Raw genomic sequence first — 18,391 nt, 5'->3', positions numbered from 1 at the left:
TTCAGATTTTATTTTAAATTAATCTTCTTTCAAAGCTTGTTTGCATTTTCTACAAACAAGTACTTTATTAAATTCAACAATCTCTTTATCACTTCCACAAAAAATACAGCCCTTACTATATTTCCTCATAACTATATCATTGTTAACTTTAACTATTTCAATTGGATCTCCTTCATTGATGCCCATTACTTTTCTCATTTCCTTTGGTATTACAACTCTTCCTAATGGATCAACATTTCTTATAATTCCTGATGTTTTCATTTTAACAACTTCCTCTCATATATTAATTTATTTAATAGATAAGAAATTCTTATATTGATTAAAGTTGCCGTGTTTTACGCCATCCTTAAAATATGTTGAATTTCAAATGCTCAAATATTTTATCTTCATTTAAGTCTATAATTATTTCTAGCATCCTTCTCAATTTCCACAACATAATCTTTAGCCATTTCATACACTCGTGATCCTACTCCTTCATCAAATGATAGTAATCTATCTATAGAAAATTCACTACTGACTATAATAGGCAGAAAATTTAAGTATCTATAGTTAATGATTTCAAACAGAATATTTATATCACTGTCATTTATCTTTCCCTTGAAAAGATCATCAATTAGTAGGACCTCACATGTTTGATACTTTGCAATTACTTTGCTATAGTATTCTTGATCAATCATATTTTGTTTTATCTTTGTGATAACATCTCTATAAGGCATGTACACCACTTTAATTCTTTGTTTTAAGAAATTTAATGCAATTGCAATGCTGCAGTGAGTTTTTCCACTACCCACTTGTCCGCAAAGCAAAATACTATTACGTCTATCATTTCTAATCTCATCAAAATTAGTACAATAAGCTGCAGCAGTATCCTTTATCCTACATGACGCTTGATTCCAAACTTCAAAATTAGAAAAAGTATGTTTGCTTTGCTCCACATTGATTCCAGAATACGTCCACTCATCTTTAAGCTTTTCAATTTCTCTACACTCACAGCTTAAAGCTAATGGCTGCCTATTCTCTTGAGGAACAAGTATCCATCCTGTATCACGGCATTTATCACACTTATATGAGGTTTGCCTCTGCCCTCTTTCGTTCAGCTTCTGTAAGTTTTCGTGGTTCCTTTGGCTTGAATCCTGCAAATTTCTTTTTATCTGCTGAGTTATTCTTTCCAAAGCTTCTAATCCCATTTTTATTTACCTCCATATCATCTCTTGGATACCCTTCTCTTCTCCAATTTTTCAGTATGCCATCAATGTAAATCATATTAGGTTTATTAGCCTTTAACGCAATATCTATAGCCATCTTTACATATTGCTTACCATGCATTGAAATAGCTAGCTTAAGTGCACCTAAATTAAGTACATTAGGTATTCCAGTCATTGCTTCAGAGTATTTAACCAATTCAATACATTTAGTGTTGATATCCTCTAAATTTTTATTATATTCAGTATTTGAATCTTTAGATTGAGAAACAGAGGATTTTACTATTTCTGATTCTTCCAGATTTAAATCACTTTTTTCATGATAAAAATCTATATTCTCTCTCTCTTTCTTATTCTCATTCTTAATCTCTTTCTTATTCTTAGTCTCTTTCTTATTCTGTTCCGTTACAGTAACGTTACATAAATCTTCTGTAACATCACAAGAATTTTGCATTACATTACATAAATTTTGTGTAGCATTGCAGTTATTTTCACCTAACTTTTCACTTAAATTATTTTCATCATTTTTAAAAACATTTGAGCCTTTCACAGAATTATCTGAAGTAATTTGTTCATCACTTTGAATTTGGTTTGTATTTTCTCCATATTCTTCAGCTGCAACTTTAAGTTGTCTTTTCTTTTCCCTATACTTCTCAACTCTTTTTCTATTTTGTTCCTTAACTTTCTCCATACCCTCTATATTTTGATGCTTTTCCCAATTTGTAATTTTGATAAGATTACTCTCATCAATTTCTATCATTCCAAAATCTTTTAGTATTTTTAAAGCAAGCCTAATAGATAATAAAGGCCTGCAAAATATTGTAGATAGCATTTCATCTGTATATGGGATATTTTCACTTAGAAATATAAAACCATTACTATTTGTTTTTCCTGCTTGTACAAGTAATCTTATCCACACATAATGGATTGTATCTCGCTCTGGCATTGCATCTATTAATCGAATTTTTTCATCTTCAAATATACTTATAGTTAACTTTATCCATTTAAGATCTCCCATCATTTTCACGCTCCTACAAATAAAATTTTCTAAATCTATAATTAAAGTTTTATTATCTTTTATGTTCACATTGTTTATCTATCCAGATTTGCAACTTTTCTTTGTTTATAAAAATTCTTTTTCCAATCTTAAAGCAAGGAAAATCTCTTCTTCTTAATAAATTGTCATACATCATACTCCTACTGCATCCAAGAATTTGAATACATTCTACTGGTGTTATTACCATTTTGGTTACATGTTCCTCCATACGCCTCATCACCTCATTTAATTAATTTTAAATACATACTCGACTTTTTCATCCAAAGCATTTGCAATAGCCCTCATCTTTTCTAGACTTGGATTACTTCTTTTTCCTTTTGCTAAAAGATATACATACTGTGCCGATATACTTGCAGATTTTGCTATATCATTGTAACTTAGAGCTTTTCTTTTTCTTAGTTTATCAATTTTATTCATATGACATCTCCTTCCAAAAATTAACTTGTTGTTTATATTATATTGAACTTAAAGTTAATTAGAAAGTTGTGTATGAACTTAAAGTTTAATGTATTATGATAAAATTTACATTTTTTCTTCTATTTCCTAATATTATCTCATTTTTTGGAAGTTTATTGTTGCCAAATATTAACTGTAAGTTTATAATAAATATAAACAATTAGTTCAAGAGGTGTTTAATGTGTTATCTGATAATATTAAGAGATTAATGACTGTTAAGAATATTACATCTAAAAAATTAGCTGAAATGGTTGGTGTAAGCCCTACTCATATTAGCTATATATTAAATAATAAAAGAGAACCAAGCATGGAATTATTAAATAAAATAGCAACTGCTCTTGGAGTATCAATTGATGAAGTATTTCAAACTAAATCTTTAAATGAGCCAAGCTCTTCATCAAAAAATACTTCACATGATGAAAAGAAAAAACAAATTAGTACTGTTGCTGCACATTTAGAAGAAAAAAATTTAACTCCACAAAAACTAAAATTACTCAATGACTATATTGATATTTTGTTTAATGATGAATTCTAATTCTTAAAATCTTAATTTATACTCAAATAATTCAAAAACTACTTTACTTACTTGAATTAAATATGATTATTTTTTACTAATTTAGGGGTGACAAAATGACTTATGAGAATTTACTAATTGAAGCAGAAGAAAAAGGCATCAAGGTTAAAGAAAAAAATATGTATGTGAATTTAAAAGGAGCTTACAAAGATAATAAAATTTTAATAAATCTTAAAGTATCTACTAATGTAGAAAAGAAGTGCATTCTTAGCGAAGAAATTGGGCATCATGAAACTTCCTATGGAAATATTATTGATGATAATAAAATTGTTAATAAAAAACAAGAAGTTAGAGCTCGTAGATGGGGATATGAGCGTACTGTTAAAATACCTGATTTAATTAAAGCTTATGAATATGGGGCAGTTAGTAGATTTGAAATTGCACAATATTTAGAAGTTACAGAAGAACATCTAATAAATGCCATAACTAATTATAAAAAACGTTATGGCTATTTTGTCGAGACTGAAAACCATTACTTATATTTCGAACCATATTTTAAAGTTGAAAAGAAAGATAATTTATTCAATAATTTGATTAGTATGTAGTTAATCAAATTATTGAATTTACAATGTTATTATTAATAGCATAGATTTAAGCAATTATAGCAAAAATCTATCCTTGCAAATTTATATCAAGATAATAATCTTATATTTTCCACAAAGTTAAGTATCTATTAATTTTGTAATAAACTACAATTAATTGCACATACTAACTCCGCATGTTTGAGCATGACAAATAACCACGCTACTGTAATATTGAAATTTAAATATTATTCTCAAATATGTTTATATATAAACTATAAAAGGAGTAAAAATAATGGCAAAGACAATATACAAAAAGAAAGTTAAAAATGGAAAAGAATACTACTTCTATAGGTTACGACATAAAAATTTAACCACACCAAGAGATTTATATGCATTAAGTGTTAAAGAACTTGATGAAAAAATAAAAGCTATTCTAACTGATCTTGATTTTAATATTACTAATACAAAAGAATCTTTTGAAGCCTTTTTCAGAGATTGGCTTTTTGATGTACGTTTTCTAACTCTAAAGCCATCTACAAAAGAACGATATGAAGGTGTTTATCGAAATTATATAAAAAATAGCCCTCTATCAAATATTAAAATTAAAGATATAACATTATCAGATATACAAACTTACTATAATAAATTAGTCAAAAGTGGTCACTCTGTAAATTGCTTAAAAATGATTAACAAATTAATAGCTCCATGTATTAGATATGCTTATAATAATAGCATGATAATTAAAGATTTCACAGGAGCCATTGTTCTTCCTAAAGAAACTGAAGAAACTAAATTAAATAAAGCTAGCAAAGTTCAACCATTTAGCTTAGATGAACAAAGAAGATTTGTAAAAGCAATTAAAAATCATGAATTAGAAATGTTATTTATTACTGCTCTAAATAGTGGTTTAAGACAAGGTGAATTACTTGCACTTACCTGGAGTGACATTGATTTTGATAGACATTATATTGATGTTAATAAAACCGCTAAATATGTGGCTAATGTCTCTTCTAATGGACGTGAACATTCAAAGATTATAATACAAACACCAAAAACAATTAAAGGTAACAGGAAAGTTTCTATACCTCCTACACTAACACAACAACTTAAAATATATAGATTTAAACAATTAGAACAAAAATCTCTCCTATTAAATCTATATCAAGATAATAATCTTGTATTTTGCACAAAGTTTGGTAAATATTTAGATAGCGGAAATATTAGAAAAAGATTTAATAAAATAATTGACTCTATTAATGATAATGAAAAAGATGAATATAAAAAAATCTCTCCAAGAAAATTTCATGATCTAAGACATACATATGCTACAAGACTTTTTGAACTTGGTGAAAAACCTAAGACAGTACAAGAATTATTAGGCCATAGTGATATATCAGTTACTCTTGGAACCTATACTCATGTATTAGAAAGTATGAAAATAATAGCAGCTTCAAAACTAAATGATTTATATATATCAATGCAGACTGATTAATGCCTGTATTTTTTATAACGATTTTATAAGGGGCAAAAAAGGGGGCAAAAGCAAAATACCAACACTTTAGTAAAATTTTAAAGTGTTGGTATTACTAGTTTTATGGTGCACTTAGTGAGATTCGAACTCACGACTTCTGGATTCGAAGTCCAACGCTCTATCCAACTGAACTATAAGTGCATATCTACTTTTGTATAAATAAAAAAACAACTGAATTCAGTTGTTTTAGTGGAGCGGGTGATGAGAATCGAACTCACGTAACTAGCTTGGAAGGCTAGGGCTCTACCATTGAGCTACACCCGCATATAATTGTCTAAATATTAATTAAAATTGGAGCGGAAAACGGGATTCGAACCCGCAGCCTCCACCTTGGCAAGGTGGCACTCTACCGTTGAGTCATTTCCGCAATTGGTGCAGATGAAGGGAGTCGAACCCCCACACCGTAAGGCGCTAGATCCTAAGTCTAGTGCGTCTGCCAATTCCGCCACATCTGCATTTATTAAATTGGTGGCTTACCCGGGAATCGAACCCGGGACACCATGATTAAAAGTCATGTGCTCTACCGACTGAGCTAGTAAACCAGGTAAATGGCTGGGATGGCAGGATTCGAACCTACGCATAATGGAGTCAAAGTCCATTGCCTTACCGCTTGGCGACATCCCATTGTATGGAATTAACCAGGCAGTCCATTCCATATACCTCTAGTATTTATACTAGAAACATATTTACCATTTGGTGCGTCATCAGGGATTCGAACCCTGGACACCCTGATTAAGAGTCAGGTGCTCTACCAACTGAGCTAATCACGCATATTGTTTAAGTAAATATTGTTTTAATGGAGCGGGTGATGAGAATCGAACTCACGTAACTAGCTTGGAAGGCTAGGGCTCTACCATTGAGCTACACCCGCATATAGTTTGTCTAATATATTGATTAAAATTGGAGCGGAAAACGGGATTCGAACCCGCAGCCTCCACCTTGGCAAGGTGGCACTCTACCGTTGAGTCATTTCCGCATCATTGGTGCAGATGAAGGGAGTCGAACCCCCACACCGTAAGGCGCTAGATCCTAAGTCTAGTGCGTCTGCCAATTCCGCCACATCTGCATTTATTAAATTGGTGGCTTACCCGGGAATCGAACCCGGGACACCATGATTAAAAGTCATGTGCTCTACCGACTGAGCTAGTAAACCGAATGGCTGGGATGGCAGGATTCGAACCTACGCATAATGGAGTCAAAGTCCATTGCCTTACCGCTTGGCGACATCCCAAGATGGGGTGAACGATGGGACTCGAACCCACGACAACCAGTGCCACAAACTGGCGCTCTACCAACTGAACTACGTTCACCATCAATGGTGCGTTTTAAGGGATTCGAACCCCCGGCCCACGCCTTAGAAGGGCGTTGCTCTATCCAGCTGAGCTAAAAACGCATATTATTTATTATGTTACAAACTTATCGTTTGTTGGAGCGGGTGATGAGAATCGAACTCACGTAACTAGCTTGGAAGGCTAGGGCTCTACCATTGAGCTACACCCGCATATATTAATTTTATTTTGAATGGTCGGGGTGACAGGGATTGAACCTGCGACCTCATCGTCCCAAACGACGCGCGCTCCCAGCTGCGCCACACCCCGATTCAAATGGTGCGTTTTAAGGGATTCGAACCCCTGGCCCACGCCTTAGAAGGGCGTTGCTCTATCCAGCTGAGCTAAAAACGCATATTTTACTTTTTGAAGACCTTTATTATTATAAAGTATCTTTGGTGTTTTGTCAACATTTTTTGTTAACTTCTTGTTCAACAGAACGTATTTTATTTTAACTCGTTCAAGTTGTTTTGTCAAGACTTTTTTTGATTTTTTTAAACTCTTTTGTTTAATTATCAAAAAAATCTTTGATGGAGCGGGTGATGAGAATCGAACTCACGTAACTAGCTTGGAAGGCTAGGGCTCTACCATTGAGCTACACCCGCATGTTAAGAATATAATCTAAAAGATTATTGGTCGGGGTGACAGGGATTGAACCTGCGACCTCATCGTCCCAAACGACGCGCGCTCCCAGCTGCGCCACACCCCGAAGATGTTTCTTAACTTGCCGCTTATCTCTCAGCGACAATGATTATTCTACAATATCAAATCTATTTCGTCAATACTTTTTTCTAATTTTTTTTATATTTATTTAAAAACCTAGCAATAATCAGCATTTATGCACTTTATAATACCAACTAATTTGAAAGAAATTTTCTTAAAATATAGGCTTTGTTATATTTGATATAGATAAACCAATAACAAAATAAGCTTACACTTTGAAATGTATTGTAGAATTAAAAACAAATGGTACTCTATTATAGACTGTTACAAAAAAAATAAAAGAATACCTTTTAATTCTGTTAATTATCGCATAAGTTTAAGAATTGATTTTAATATCTATATAGCGTTCCTCTTTCAGAATTTAATATATCAAAAACAGAGAAATTGAATACATGTTTGTGTAATACGCCTTTGAAAATAAGATGTTTAGGTTCTTAATGTGAGCTTGTTTTATTCACTCTGCTTGTCACAAAAGTGAGAAGCGAAATTTTATATTTCGTTATTCGAACTTTCTCTGTGAGCTTTTATATTGGAACATACCGAAATGGGGCAAACTCACATTTAGAACTTTTCAGCAAAATTTTCATAGTCCTACTGAACAAATATGTATCTAATTTCAGCTAGGATTCACATAAGCTCTATTCTCATTGCATAACCCTATATATAATTCCTCGTTGAAATTCAAACCTATGAACTAAGAAATCACTGATATTTCTGAATTTGTAGCAATTTATATGTCTTCCTATCAATGTGGAATCCCATATTAGTTTTCTGCTCTTAAGCTATATCATCTGAAACTATTACTCTTTAATTTCTCTTAAATATGTATCGATATCACCATTATCATCAATATCTATAATACCAATATACCTGCCTTTTAATCTTGGTAAAGATACGCTACCAGGGTTCATTAATATAACTCCTTCTCCTTTTTCAATCAACTGTTGATGAGTATGTCCAAATAAAACAACATCTGCCCCTAGCTCTCTTCCCTTGTAATATATATTATTTATTGAACTTTTTACTCCATATAAATCTCCATGAGTATAGAATATTTTTTTACCGCAGACTTCTATAATGCCCTCCTTAGGGTACTTTGATGAATAATCGCAGTTACCTGCAACTGCGTATACTTTTCCATTAAAATTTCTTTCTAAAATCTCTACATCCTCAATATTATCACCTAAATGTATTAATATATCCGCATCCTTTATTGCTTCTTTAGCTAAATTAATGAATTTATTCATTCTATGAGTATCACTTACAACTGCAATTAACATAATATCCTCTCTTTCTCTGACAAAATTAATTTTATGTATTTTTTAAAATGTTCTATATTAAATTAGATATTATTTTTTTTAATTCTTTCAAAGCCACCCCTCTATGACTAACTTCATTTTTTTCTTGTGCTGTTAATTCTCCAAAAGTTTTATTCAAAGGTTCATAGAAAAATAATGGATCATATCCAAATCCACCTTCACCATGTAATTCTTCTATAATATAACCTTTTACTTCACCTTTAACTGCATAATACTTCCCTTGATCTGTAAACATTGCTAACTGGCAAGTGAATTTAGCGCCTCTTTTCTCTTTTGGTATTCCTGATAATTCTACCAAAAGCTTTTTATTATTTCTTGCATCATCTCCATGCTGTCCAGCATATCTAGCAGAATATACACCTGGAGCTCCATCTAAATAATCTACTGAAAGTCCAGAATCATCTGATAAAACTATAAAATTTTCATCTCCTCTTTTTAATAAAAACTCATAAATTTCTCTTGATTTCTTTTTTGCATTTTCTTCAAAAGTCTCTCCATCTTCCACCACTTCTATATCAATATCTTCATCTGCTAAAGATTTAACCTCTATTGGCATTTCTTTTAAAATCTCTTTCATCTCTGAAATTTTTTTCTTATTATTGCTAGCTAAAATTAATTTTTTCATTATTTATTTCTCCTAACTTAGTTTAAAATTTATTTATGCACATAAAAATAAATAACCAATCCAATTTACTATAGATATTTTTTATTAGGCAAGTATATAAATTTTTCTTATAGTGAACTTCTTATTTTTTAAATGCACTTAAGGTACAATCATCAAAATTAACAATTACGAAATATTCTATCATATCATTCATAACTCGATTTTTCTTAGTTTTATTTGTTTATTTTTTATATCATGTTCATTAAATTATTAAATTTAATTTACCCTTTTCACTATAAAAAATCTCCTCATTATTTATATTTTATGCACTTTTCATCTGACCTCTTCATATTAATGAATAAGACGAGAATTTTATGAGAGGTGTATACATTGAGATATATAGGACCATTTTTTAGGATGAATAGTCTTTCTCACAAAGAGATTAGTGGTCAACTTTTTTACTTATCAAAAGAATCAATAAAAACGATAGTATTAAACTCTAAATGTGGTCTTTTGGCACAAGTTAGAGCTTCAAAAAAGCCTTCTATAAATGATATTAGCATACTAAATAATTTTTCTCCACTTTTATGCTTATACAAAAAAGCTTCACCGATGTTCATTCATAGTAAAACTAGTCACGGATTCGATGAATCAAGTTTTAAGAAAGAAATTAACCCTTCTACTAACGCTTTCATGACACTTTGCTTACTTGAATTAAGTGAATACTATTCACATTACGATGAGGGAGAAAGAAATGTAGTATCTCTTGAAAAACCATTTAAATATCTTGCCAAAGAGCAACTTCAATTTTATTCAGAAAATTTAAGAAATGATGAAGGACTATTTGTTGATAAAAAAAATATATCTGACGGAAATTCAAAAGGCTTTTCTTTAATTGATAAAGATAGTAAATTTAAATTTTCAGATCAAGCATTTATGATGGATGTTTATTTCTTATATGCGCACTATAATAAATTTGATCAGAACAGTGATGAATATATTAAATTCTCCTATGAAATTTTAGATATGTTTAAGAATTATAAATCTGCATTATATGATTTATCTTTTAGCGAAAGCACACAAATCTTTTTTGCATTGAATCTATTTTATAGATATTCTCATAACAAAGATGCCAAAAATCTCATCTTAGATTTAGGTGACTTTTTAATTTCTAAATTTCAAGAAAAAGATCATTATTTAGATTCAATAGATGATTGTGCATTATTCTGCATTTGCTTAATGGAAGCTTATAAACATACTGATATAATTTCTTTTAAGGATTCTTCTAAGGAGATTGCTGAAAAATTAATTAGTTTATATGATTCTGACAAAAATATATTTATAAAACCTTCTGATAAAAAAGAAATTAAATATTCCTGTGTAGAAATAAATAACTATTTGCTTTGCTTAATAATGTACTCTTTACAGGAAGATAAGACAACTGAATTAAGACCTATTATTTCTGGGTTATATAGAAAACTTTTCGTAAATAATGGACTTCTAACAAGCTGGCCAGAAGCTCCTACTTTAGATGAAGTAGAACGATATAAAAAATTAAGTCTTCGTTCTGATGATATGCTTGATGAAACATATTTTAGAATGCCTGTATTGCCTACTCCTAAAAGTACTGGATTAGCACCAATATTTATAAAGAATTTGGTTTATTCTAAAAAAAAGGATTCATTAAGCCCAAGCAAAAATTCTTTTGATAGCAACAAAAATATGTTTAATTTTCTTTTAATTATTCATCTTTTTAAAGACAGTGTTGAAGAAGTTATGAATTTTACATGTTCTAACTTATCAAAAGAGCATAATGATACAGAAATTATTGAAGATACTAAAATTGAAGATAATTTATCTCCTGAGCCAAATGAACTTCCTAATTTAGATAACTCAGCAAACATCGTATCCAATTCATCATTATCCAGTACATCAATAAATACTATATCCCCCCAAAAAAATTTATGTGATAAACCTAAAATTTCTGTCTCTAATTTAGAATCTAAATCAGATTCTAGTTGTGATTTAGAAAAAAATACAAAATCAAATTCAAATAATTTAAAAGAATCATGCAAAACTGTTTCTAATAATAAAACAACTAACATTCCTAAGAAAAAATTCAAAAAAAATAAAGCTCAGCACCCATCTAAAAAGAAGAAAAAATAAAGTCGTATGGTAAATTACCAAAAGTAAGGGTACTCTTTTGCTCGATTACTACGCAAAAGAGTACCCTTACTTTCTACTACTAAATATATTTAAAATAACCCCAAATAAGGTTATAGTGAATTTAAAAAGCTACAACCTTATATCTAACATTTTATATTTTAAAGATATCATTACACTCTAAAGTTATATTCAAATACAAATTTTATTTAATCGTCGTAAAATCTATATTGCCATTTCCATCTAGATTAAGCTGAGATACTTTGCTTGAAATAGCTATATTTTCGTTATAAAAAACCAATGGCAGTATATCATAATCATTAAATAAACTTTCTTCTAATTCTCCATAACTATCGTTTTTTTTGTCATCTCCTGCCTTTTTTAATAGCTTAACTTGATCACCTGTTAAATAACTTTGAAATGATGAATAAAATGTTGCTTTGTTTAATATATCGGCATCATTATTTATCAATACCATATCATATCTATTTCTTAGCTCATCATCCTTAAATTCTGATTCTTTTACAAGACTATACTTAATAGTTATATTAGTATTATTTTTAAACCAATCCTGAATAATTCTACACATACTTCTGTTTTTATCATTGTCTTCACCTAGTATTGTTAATATATCAGGCTTTTTCCAAGTTCCAATTTTATTACTACTAACTTTTCTAGCCTGCACCTTGGTTAGGTTTTCCTTATCCTCTCTAAAATAACTTCCTTCTGCCAATTCAAAAGTTTTATTATTAGTATTCTTATATGATGCAACAGCCTTACATACATCATTATATATCTCTCTTCTTGCTTGAACAGGAAGATTTTCTTTATTACTAATATATAGATATGTTGCATCAATTTTAGGTTCTGTTATTAATTTACCTTCCTCATCCAATTTACTAAGCTCAGTTTCAGGAGGATCTATAACAATGTCTCTTTGGTTAACTTCATAACATGCCATTGATAATTCTACATTTTCATCTTTAAGTATATTTATATTCGATATAATATCATCTGAACTATTTTGATTTTTCTTTAACACCATACTGTCATCATTAATAGAATCAATACTAAAGTCTCCTGAATAAATCAATTTTTTATAATTATTTTTCATGTTTCCCCACATTATCAAGTACTTTCTAACTCTATATTGTGGTTTAGTTAATTCACTTAAAAAATTATTATTTTTTGTATTTAATCTAATTATCACAGCATCATTTGTAGCACTTATAGCAACACCTTTTTCAAATGTTGTTTTCCCTGCTTTAAAATCTTTCGCTCCATATACATCAAGTAATGCTTTAATATTTTCTTCATCTTCTTCTTTTAATAATTCTTTAAAAAATTCAACTATATCATTAGGAGTTATTTTGCTCCCATCACTCCAAAATACATCATCTCTAATTTTAAATTCATATTGTATTCCTTCAGAATCCTCTTTAATATCACTAGCCAAAGAAGGCACTATTTTATTCTGTGCATTTTTACTAACTAATCCTTTACTTAATGCACATATAATATCTTCTTGTCGCTTAGATAAATTTGTTACACTTCTCAAATCAGTTGAAATATCATCAACACCATAAATTAGTGATTGCTCAGAGTTAATATCAGATGCCTTACTAGTATCTTTGCCTATAAAACTAAAACAAAATATGACTGTAAGAAGCAACATAACTATAAGAAAAATATATCTTTTCATAATTACACCTTTCGCTATAATTTCTGTTATAATTATTAACAAAAATTACTATTTATAAACATTAGTAACATAAAAATAAACAATAAGTCCAAAATACCATAACTTTTTTGCATCAGCCACTGAAGCAAAGTATCATCATAGCAATCTATCATGGTCTTTTACCGATGATCAGATAAACGAAATAAATCTATGATTTGGTTTCTTGAACTTATTTAACTCATTTATGAGCTAGCCCTTATATAAAAATAATTCAGTGTGAATCGCCTACTTAATTAGCACATTTGAGTGGAGCTTCCCCCTATGGGAAATAACCCGATATGTAGATTTATTATTTTGTGATTGTGCCTCAGTATTTAATTTTTAATTAATAAAATTTAAAATTCTTGAGCATAATTTGTTAATGAAAGTAATTAATATTTAGGTAAGCTATGAATAATACTAATAGCTCAATTGCTATCAAATCAATTAAGGCACATGAAAGAAAATAACAAGTCCAAAATGCCATGATTATTTTGCATCAGGCAAGGAAGTGGATTTGTCTCATAGCGGGCTATTAGAGAAATCCGCTGATGAGCAGATAAGCGAAAGTCCAAATCTATGATTTGGTTTCTTCAACTTAGTTAACTCATTTATGATTTAACCTCATATAAAAATGATTTGGTGTAAATCGCTTACTCAGTGAGCGCATGCGAATCGAGCTTCCTCTCACGCAAAATAGGCTTGACAGATGGACTTGTTATTTTTTTGAATGTGCCTAATATTTAAACAAACTACAATCATATATTTTTTCTTATGCTATAATGTAGTTATCTTTTAAGGAGGTTTTATAGATGAATTTTTTAATTGGTGCATTTCTAATAGTCGGAATATTATTTATGTGCACATTTATGTTTATAGGAATATGGAGCTTTATAGTACATATTAAAAACTATCGTCAAATACGTTACCAAAATTATATATTAGAAAAAATGCATCAGAAGCTTTCATCAATTTCTGATAATATTTCTAACTGCGATGATACAAATAATGATTATGCTTATTTAACTGGTGAAGAAGATATCTTGGATATTAATGATCATGAAAACAGAGATAACAAAGTTACTGACTTTAAGCACATGAAAGAAAATAACGACTCCAATCTGTCATAAATATTTTTCATCAGACAAGAAGATATATTTGTCTCATAGCAGATATATTAAATCAATCTGCCTATGAGCAAATAAGTGTCTAAATCTATGATTGATGACGGTCGCTTACTCAGACAGCACGCTGTGAGTGGTATGCTGGTGGAGCTTTCTCTCATTGAAAACAGGCTGGTAAATGAACTTGTATTTTTTTAATTGCACCGTCTTAATAGGAAAGAAATTTTCAAATAAAAAGAGAGCTATCTAAAATTAAATTCTTAAAAATTGATTTTAGATAGCTCTTTTATATATTATTAATTATCTCTTAGCTACTTCTTGTTCAACTAACTGATTAACTATACCAGGGTTTGCTTGACCTTTTGTTGCCTTCATTACTTGGCCTACAGCAAATCCAAGAATTCTTGTTTTTCCACTCTTATATTGTTCAATAACTTGTGGATTTTCATCAAGAACTTTATTAACTATTTCAAGAATAGCACCTTCATCATTATTTTGCTTTAAACCTTTTTCTTCTATGATTGCCTTAGGTAATTTCCCGCTTTCAAACATAGCTTCTAGAACTTGTTTTCCTATTGCTGATGAAATAGTTCCATCTTTAATTACTTCTATTAATTCCGCTATACCATTTGGAGCAAACTTAAGATCTTCAACCCATGTACCTTCAACATTCATAAGTCTTGATAAGTCTCCCATTATCCAGTTTGAAGCTGCTTTTGGATCCTTTGAAAGCTTAGCTGCTTCATCGAAGAACTCAGCCATGCTATCTGTTAAAGTTAAAACATGAGCATCGTATTTAGGTAATTCATATTCTTTAATAAATCTAGCTTCTTTTTCATGTGGTAATTCTGGAATTGTCTTTCTAACATTTTCAATCCATTCATCAGAAATATTAAGTGTAACTAAATCACCTTCTGGGAAATATCTATAGTCATTTGCTTCTTCTTTGCTTCTCATAACTGTAGTTTCATTGTTAGTTTCATCCCATCTTCTAGTTTCAACAGTCAATTTTTCTCCAGCAGTTACAGCTTTAACTTGTCTTTCAAATTCATAGTGTAAAGCTTTTTCTACTGCTTTAAATGAATTCATATTCTTAATTTCTGATCTTATACCAAAAGGTTCTGTTCCTTTTTCTCTTATTGATATATTGGCATCACATCTTAAAGATCCCTCTTCCATCTTACAGTCAGATACTTTACATGAAGATAAGATACTCTTAAGCTTTGTAAGATATAATGTTGCTTCTTCAGAAGTTCTTATATCTGGCTTTGATACTACTTCTATTAAAGGTACTCCAGCTCTATTAAAGTCAACTAAAGTTCCTCTCTTAGTATGCAGTAACTTACCTGCATCTTCTTCTATATGAATTCTTTCGATTCCTATTCTCTTAATTTCTCCACTTTCAAGCTCAATATCAATATATCCATTTCTGCATAATGGTAATTCATCTTGAGTTATTTGATAATTCTTAGGACAATCTGGGTAGAAATAATTTTTTCTATCCATTCTTCCTACTTTAGTTATTTCACAGTTTAATGCTAAACCCGCTTTAATTCCAAGTTCAACTACTTGTTTGTTTAATTGTGGTAGGGATCCTGGTAGTCCTAAACATATTGGACAAACGTGAGTATTTGCTTTTCCTCCGAATTCAGTTGTACAACCACAATATATTTTTGTTTTAGTTAAAAGCTCTGCATGAACCTCTAATCCTATGACTGATTCAAATTCCATTTGTTTTCACTCCTTCTCCCTATAAATTTGGATGCATTTCATGCCAGTTAGTTGATTTTTCATAACTGTATGCTAAGTTGAATAATGTATCTTCTTTGAAATAATTACCCATAATTTGCATTCCTACTGGAAGACCATTAGCTATTCCACAAGGAAGTGAAATTGCTGGAATACCAGCTATATTAACAGGTACAGTATAAATATCTCCTAAATACATTTCTAATGCATTATTAGTTTTTTCTCCAATTTTATAAGCTAGAGTTGGTGCTGTTGGTGATATTATTGCATCGAAATTTTTAAATATTTCATCAAATTCACCTTTTATAAGATTTCTAACTTTTAATGCTTTTTTGTAGTATGCATCATAATATCCTGCTGATAATGCATATGTACCAAGCATAATTCTCTTCTTAACTTCTTTACCGAATCCTTCGTTCTTTGACTTGTAGTATAAATCTGTTGCATCTTCTGCATTTGCAGATCTATGACCATATCTTACTCCATCAAATCTAGCTAGGTTAGATGATGCTTCAGCACAAGCTACTAAATAATAAGCTGAAATAGCGTAATCAGCTAATGGAAGTGATACTTCTTTAATTTGTGCACCATTTGCTTCAAATACTTTTAAAGCATCATATACAGCTTTTTTAACATTTTCATCTAATCCATCTTTAAAAAATTCAGTAGGAATTGCAATTTTCTTACCTTTAATATCTTCTTTTAATGAATCTAAATAATTAGGCACTTCTATATCAACTGTAGTAAAATCTCTGTGATCCACTCCTGATATTGCTTGAGTTAATAAAGCACAGTCCTTAACATCTCTTCCTAAAGTACCAACTTGATCTAATGTAGAACCATAAGCTACTACACCACTTCTAGAAACTCTTCCATATGTAGGCTTAAGTCCAACTATACCGCAAAATGATGCTGGTTGTCTTACAGAACCACCAGTATCTGTTCCAAGTGCTAATGGAATTTCCTTAGCAGCAACAGCAGCTGCTGATCCACCTGATGATCCGCCTGGAACTCTATCTAAATCCCATGGATTTCTAGTTATCTTAAATGCTGAATTTTCAGTTGATGAACCCATTGCAAATTCATCCATGTTTAATTTTCCAAGGATTACTCCACCTTGTGATTTTACATTTTCAGAAACTGTTGCATCGTAAGGTGATATGTATCCTTGTAAAATCTTAGATGCACATGTATTTTGCATATTCTTAACACTTATGTTATCTTTAATTCCTAGAGGTACTCCCCCTAATATTCCAAGTTCTTCACCTTTGCTTAACTTTTCATCTAATGCTTTTGCATCCTTTAATGCTTCTTCTTTTGCTACATATAAAAATGCATCAACTTTTGAATCTACATTTTCAACTTTATCTAAATGAGCCTTTGTTACTTCTTCAACAGAAGCTTCTTTTTTAGCTATTATATCTTTTAATTCATGAGCTTTGTAATTTGAAAACTCCATTAATTTACCCTCCAATCTCCACTATTCTCTTATAATAGTTGGAACTAAAACATATTCTTCTAATGTTTTAGGTGCATTTTTCATTACATCTTCAAGTTTCATTGAAGGTGTAACTACATCTTCTCTAAATTTATTTTCGATATAATAAGGATTTACTATTATATCTTCTTTTTCAGTATCTAATTCTCCTAGCTTTTCAACATAAGCTAAGATTTGATTTAAATCTTCTGCTAAACCTTCTTTTTCGTCTTCTTCGAAACTTAATCTTGCAAGCTCAGCAACATATTCAACATCTTTTTTAGTAACAGACATGTTCAAATCCTCCTTTTTTTCTAGCTATAGCTATTTAAAACGCATTCGGCATATAAAAAATAATAAATCAAACTATAATAATCAACTCATTATAGCCTTAATATACTCCAAAACTGCGAATATTTAACTAATATTTTAAAATGCTCTTTGCACCTTAAATTAACACATTAAATTTTATCATAAAATTCACTTTTTTACTATTTCACCACATTAAAGATTGTTTCTAAATATATTGTTAATATCTACTCATATTTTCAAAACATACTCATTTATTTTATTAAGTTTACCATAAAATATAATAATGAAATTGCTATAGCGAAACTAAAAGCTGAATACAATATTCGTCTTTTACCAGTTTCATTAATAAGAAATCTTATAGCTAAAATTGTCATGGTAATGCAGACTCCAAGCTGTATAGGTAAGTATGAATTAAAAATTTGACCAACATAATAAAATTGATACGTTGTTAAGAAAGTGCAAATTATTAAAACACTAGTCACACTTGCTGAAACAAATCCAAGCAAATTTATTAATCTTTTCACACTA

At 30.1% G+C, this 18,391-nt stretch carries 17 protein-coding genes and 19 tRNA genes; 5 read left to right on the top strand and 31 right to left on the bottom strand.

Translation table 11 applies throughout. The annotated features are described in order from the left end of the window. Positions 1-18 precede the first annotated feature (18 nt). From CLSA_RS02045 to CLSA_RS02025, 5 genes are all read right to left on the bottom strand, one after another. On the bottom strand, positions 19-261 hold the full coding sequence (locus CLSA_RS02045) for an AbrB/MazE/SpoVT family DNA-binding domain-containing protein (RefSeq protein WP_022743738.1): 243 nt from the start codon (positions 259-261) through the stop codon (positions 19-21). Positions 262-386: 125 nt separating this feature from the next. After that, complete coding sequence (locus tag CLSA_RS23690) at positions 387-1,034, bottom strand: ATP-binding protein (protein WP_041716428.1); 648 nt, start codon at positions 1,032-1,034, stop codon at positions 387-389. Positions 1,035-1,062: 28 nt separating this feature from the next. Beyond that, positions 1,063-2,223 carry a phage replisome organizer N-terminal domain-containing protein gene (locus CLSA_RS02035; RefSeq protein WP_022743736.1) on the bottom strand — a complete coding sequence of 387 codons (1,161 nt, stop codon included), beginning with the start codon at positions 2,221-2,223 and terminating at the stop codon, positions 1,063-1,065. A 49-nt stretch (positions 2,224-2,272) separates the two neighbouring features. Then, positions 2,273-2,467: a helix-turn-helix domain-containing protein gene (locus tag CLSA_RS02030; protein ID WP_041716018.1), complete on the bottom strand. Its 195-nt coding sequence runs from the start codon at positions 2,465-2,467 to the stop codon at positions 2,273-2,275. Between the two features lie 17 nt (positions 2,468-2,484). Beyond that, the gene (locus tag CLSA_RS02025) at positions 2,485-2,676 is read right to left on the bottom strand and encodes a helix-turn-helix transcriptional regulator (RefSeq protein ID WP_022743734.1); all 192 of its coding nucleotides are present in this window, start codon (positions 2,674-2,676) and stop codon (positions 2,485-2,487) included. A 220-nt stretch (positions 2,677-2,896) separates the two neighbouring features. Between CLSA_RS02025 and CLSA_RS02020 the strand changes: the two genes are divergently transcribed. The 3 genes from CLSA_RS02020 (at position 2,897) to CLSA_RS02010 (ending at position 5,305) form a co-directional block, all read left to right on the top strand. After that, positions 2,897-3,250 carry a helix-turn-helix domain-containing protein gene (locus tag CLSA_RS02020; RefSeq protein ID WP_022743733.1) on the top strand — a complete coding sequence of 118 codons (354 nt, stop codon included), beginning with the start codon at positions 2,897-2,899 and terminating at the stop codon, positions 3,248-3,250. A 95-nt stretch (positions 3,251-3,345) separates the two neighbouring features. After that, positions 3,346-3,834 carry a hypothetical protein gene (locus CLSA_RS02015; protein ID WP_022743732.1) on the top strand — a complete coding sequence of 163 codons (489 nt, stop codon included), beginning with the start codon at positions 3,346-3,348 and terminating at the stop codon, positions 3,832-3,834. Between the two features lie 271 nt (positions 3,835-4,105). After that, positions 4,106-5,305 carry a tyrosine-type recombinase/integrase gene (locus tag CLSA_RS02010; RefSeq protein ID WP_022743731.1) on the top strand — a complete coding sequence of 400 codons (1,200 nt, stop codon included), beginning with the start codon at positions 4,106-4,108 and terminating at the stop codon, positions 5,303-5,305. A gap of 103 nt (positions 5,306-5,408) precedes the next feature. Here the strand turns inward: CLSA_RS02010 and CLSA_RS02005 are convergent. From CLSA_RS02005 to CLSA_RS01905, 21 genes are all read right to left on the bottom strand, one after another. Next, positions 5,409-5,485, bottom strand: a tRNA-Arg gene (locus CLSA_RS02005). Positions 5,486-5,534: 49 nt separating this feature from the next. Continuing rightward, positions 5,535-5,608, bottom strand: a tRNA-Gly gene (locus CLSA_RS02000). 28 nt (positions 5,609-5,636) lie between these two features. Then, positions 5,637-5,711: transfer RNA gene (locus tag CLSA_RS01995), tRNA-Gly, on the bottom strand. A 3-nt stretch (positions 5,712-5,714) separates the two neighbouring features. Further along, a tRNA-Leu gene (locus CLSA_RS01990) sits at positions 5,715-5,799 on the bottom strand. Between the two features lie 11 nt (positions 5,800-5,810). Further along, a tRNA-Lys gene (locus tag CLSA_RS01985) sits at positions 5,811-5,886 on the bottom strand. 7 nt (positions 5,887-5,893) lie between these two features. After that, positions 5,894-5,968, bottom strand: a tRNA-Gln gene (locus CLSA_RS01980). A 70-nt stretch (positions 5,969-6,038) separates the two neighbouring features. Continuing rightward, positions 6,039-6,114, bottom strand: a tRNA-Lys gene (locus CLSA_RS01975). 27 nt (positions 6,115-6,141) lie between these two features. Then, positions 6,142-6,215 (bottom strand) — tRNA-Gly (locus CLSA_RS01970). Between the two features lie 30 nt (positions 6,216-6,245). Continuing rightward, a tRNA-Gly gene (locus tag CLSA_RS01965) sits at positions 6,246-6,320 on the bottom strand. Between the two features lie 5 nt (positions 6,321-6,325). Next, positions 6,326-6,410, bottom strand: a tRNA-Leu gene (locus tag CLSA_RS01960). A gap of 11 nt (positions 6,411-6,421) precedes the next feature. Beyond that, positions 6,422-6,497, bottom strand: a tRNA-Lys gene (locus tag CLSA_RS01955). Between the two features lie 3 nt (positions 6,498-6,500). After that, positions 6,501-6,575: transfer RNA gene (locus CLSA_RS01950), tRNA-Gln, on the bottom strand. A gap of 3 nt (positions 6,576-6,578) precedes the next feature. Next, positions 6,579-6,654: transfer RNA gene (locus CLSA_RS01945), tRNA-His, on the bottom strand. Between the two features lie 6 nt (positions 6,655-6,660). Further along, positions 6,661-6,737 (bottom strand) — tRNA-Arg (locus tag CLSA_RS01940). Positions 6,738-6,771: 34 nt separating this feature from the next. Beyond that, a tRNA-Gly gene (locus tag CLSA_RS01935) sits at positions 6,772-6,845 on the bottom strand. A 21-nt stretch (positions 6,846-6,866) separates the two neighbouring features. After that, a tRNA-Pro gene (locus tag CLSA_RS01930) sits at positions 6,867-6,942 on the bottom strand. A gap of 7 nt (positions 6,943-6,949) precedes the next feature. Next, a tRNA-Arg gene (locus tag CLSA_RS01925) sits at positions 6,950-7,026 on the bottom strand. Positions 7,027-7,203: 177 nt separating this feature from the next. Beyond that, positions 7,204-7,277 (bottom strand) — tRNA-Gly (locus CLSA_RS01920). Between the two features lie 28 nt (positions 7,278-7,305). Then, positions 7,306-7,381: transfer RNA gene (locus tag CLSA_RS01915), tRNA-Pro, on the bottom strand. Between the two features lie 814 nt (positions 7,382-8,195). Beyond that, positions 8,196-8,675, bottom strand: coding sequence for a metallophosphoesterase (locus CLSA_RS01910; RefSeq protein WP_022743730.1), 480 nt, complete (start codon positions 8,673-8,675; stop codon positions 8,196-8,198). 52 nt (positions 8,676-8,727) lie between these two features. Further along, a complete protein-coding gene (locus CLSA_RS01905) occupies positions 8,728-9,339 on the bottom strand; it encodes an XTP/dITP diphosphatase (protein ID WP_022743729.1) in 612 nt (203 codons plus the stop codon). A 369-nt stretch (positions 9,340-9,708) separates the two neighbouring features. Here CLSA_RS01905 and CLSA_RS01900 point away from each other — a divergent pair, with 369 nt between their 5' ends. Further along, the gene (locus CLSA_RS01900; protein WP_022743728.1) at positions 9,709-11,484 is read left to right on the top strand and encodes a hypothetical protein; all 1,776 of its coding nucleotides are present in this window, start codon (positions 9,709-9,711) and stop codon (positions 11,482-11,484) included. A 202-nt stretch (positions 11,485-11,686) separates the two neighbouring features. Here CLSA_RS01900 and CLSA_RS01895 read toward each other — a convergent pair whose 3' ends face one another. Next, positions 11,687-13,183 carry an ABC transporter substrate-binding protein gene (locus CLSA_RS01895; RefSeq protein ID WP_022743727.1) on the bottom strand — a complete coding sequence of 499 codons (1,497 nt, stop codon included), beginning with the start codon at positions 13,181-13,183 and terminating at the stop codon, positions 11,687-11,689. Positions 13,184-14,013: 830 nt separating this feature from the next. Here CLSA_RS01895 and CLSA_RS01890 point away from each other — a divergent pair. Beyond that, a complete protein-coding gene (locus tag CLSA_RS01890; RefSeq protein WP_022743726.1) occupies positions 14,014-14,331 on the top strand; it encodes a hypothetical protein in 318 nt (105 codons plus the stop codon). Positions 14,332-14,625: 294 nt separating this feature from the next. Here CLSA_RS01890 and gatB read toward each other — a convergent pair whose 3' ends face one another. The 4 genes from gatB to CLSA_RS01870 form a co-directional block, all read right to left on the bottom strand. Beyond that, positions 14,626-16,056, bottom strand: coding sequence for an Asp-tRNA(Asn)/Glu-tRNA(Gln) amidotransferase subunit GatB (gene gatB, locus CLSA_RS01885; protein ID WP_022743725.1), 1,431 nt, complete (start codon positions 16,054-16,056; stop codon positions 14,626-14,628). 19 nt (positions 16,057-16,075) lie between these two features. Further along, positions 16,076-17,533, bottom strand: coding sequence for an Asp-tRNA(Asn)/Glu-tRNA(Gln) amidotransferase subunit GatA (gene gatA, locus CLSA_RS01880; protein WP_022743724.1), 1,458 nt, complete (start codon positions 17,531-17,533; stop codon positions 16,076-16,078). A 21-nt stretch (positions 17,534-17,554) separates the two neighbouring features. Then, complete coding sequence (gatC, locus tag CLSA_RS01875) at positions 17,555-17,845, bottom strand: Asp-tRNA(Asn)/Glu-tRNA(Gln) amidotransferase subunit GatC (protein WP_022743723.1); 291 nt, start codon at positions 17,843-17,845, stop codon at positions 17,555-17,557. A 269-nt stretch (positions 17,846-18,114) separates the two neighbouring features. After that, positions 18,115-18,387, bottom strand: a complete 273-nt coding sequence (locus tag CLSA_RS01870; protein ID WP_022743722.1) for a hypothetical protein — start codon at positions 18,385-18,387, stop codon at positions 18,115-18,117. Positions 18,388-18,391 lie beyond the last annotated feature (4 nt).

Origin of the sequence: Clostridium saccharobutylicum DSM 13864 (genome assembly GCF_000473995.1) — a bacterium.
In the GTDB taxonomy this organism is placed as follows: domain Bacteria; phylum Bacillota; class Clostridia; order Clostridiales; family Clostridiaceae; genus Clostridium; species Clostridium saccharobutylicum.
This window is presented reverse-complemented; position numbering and strand designations above follow the sequence as displayed.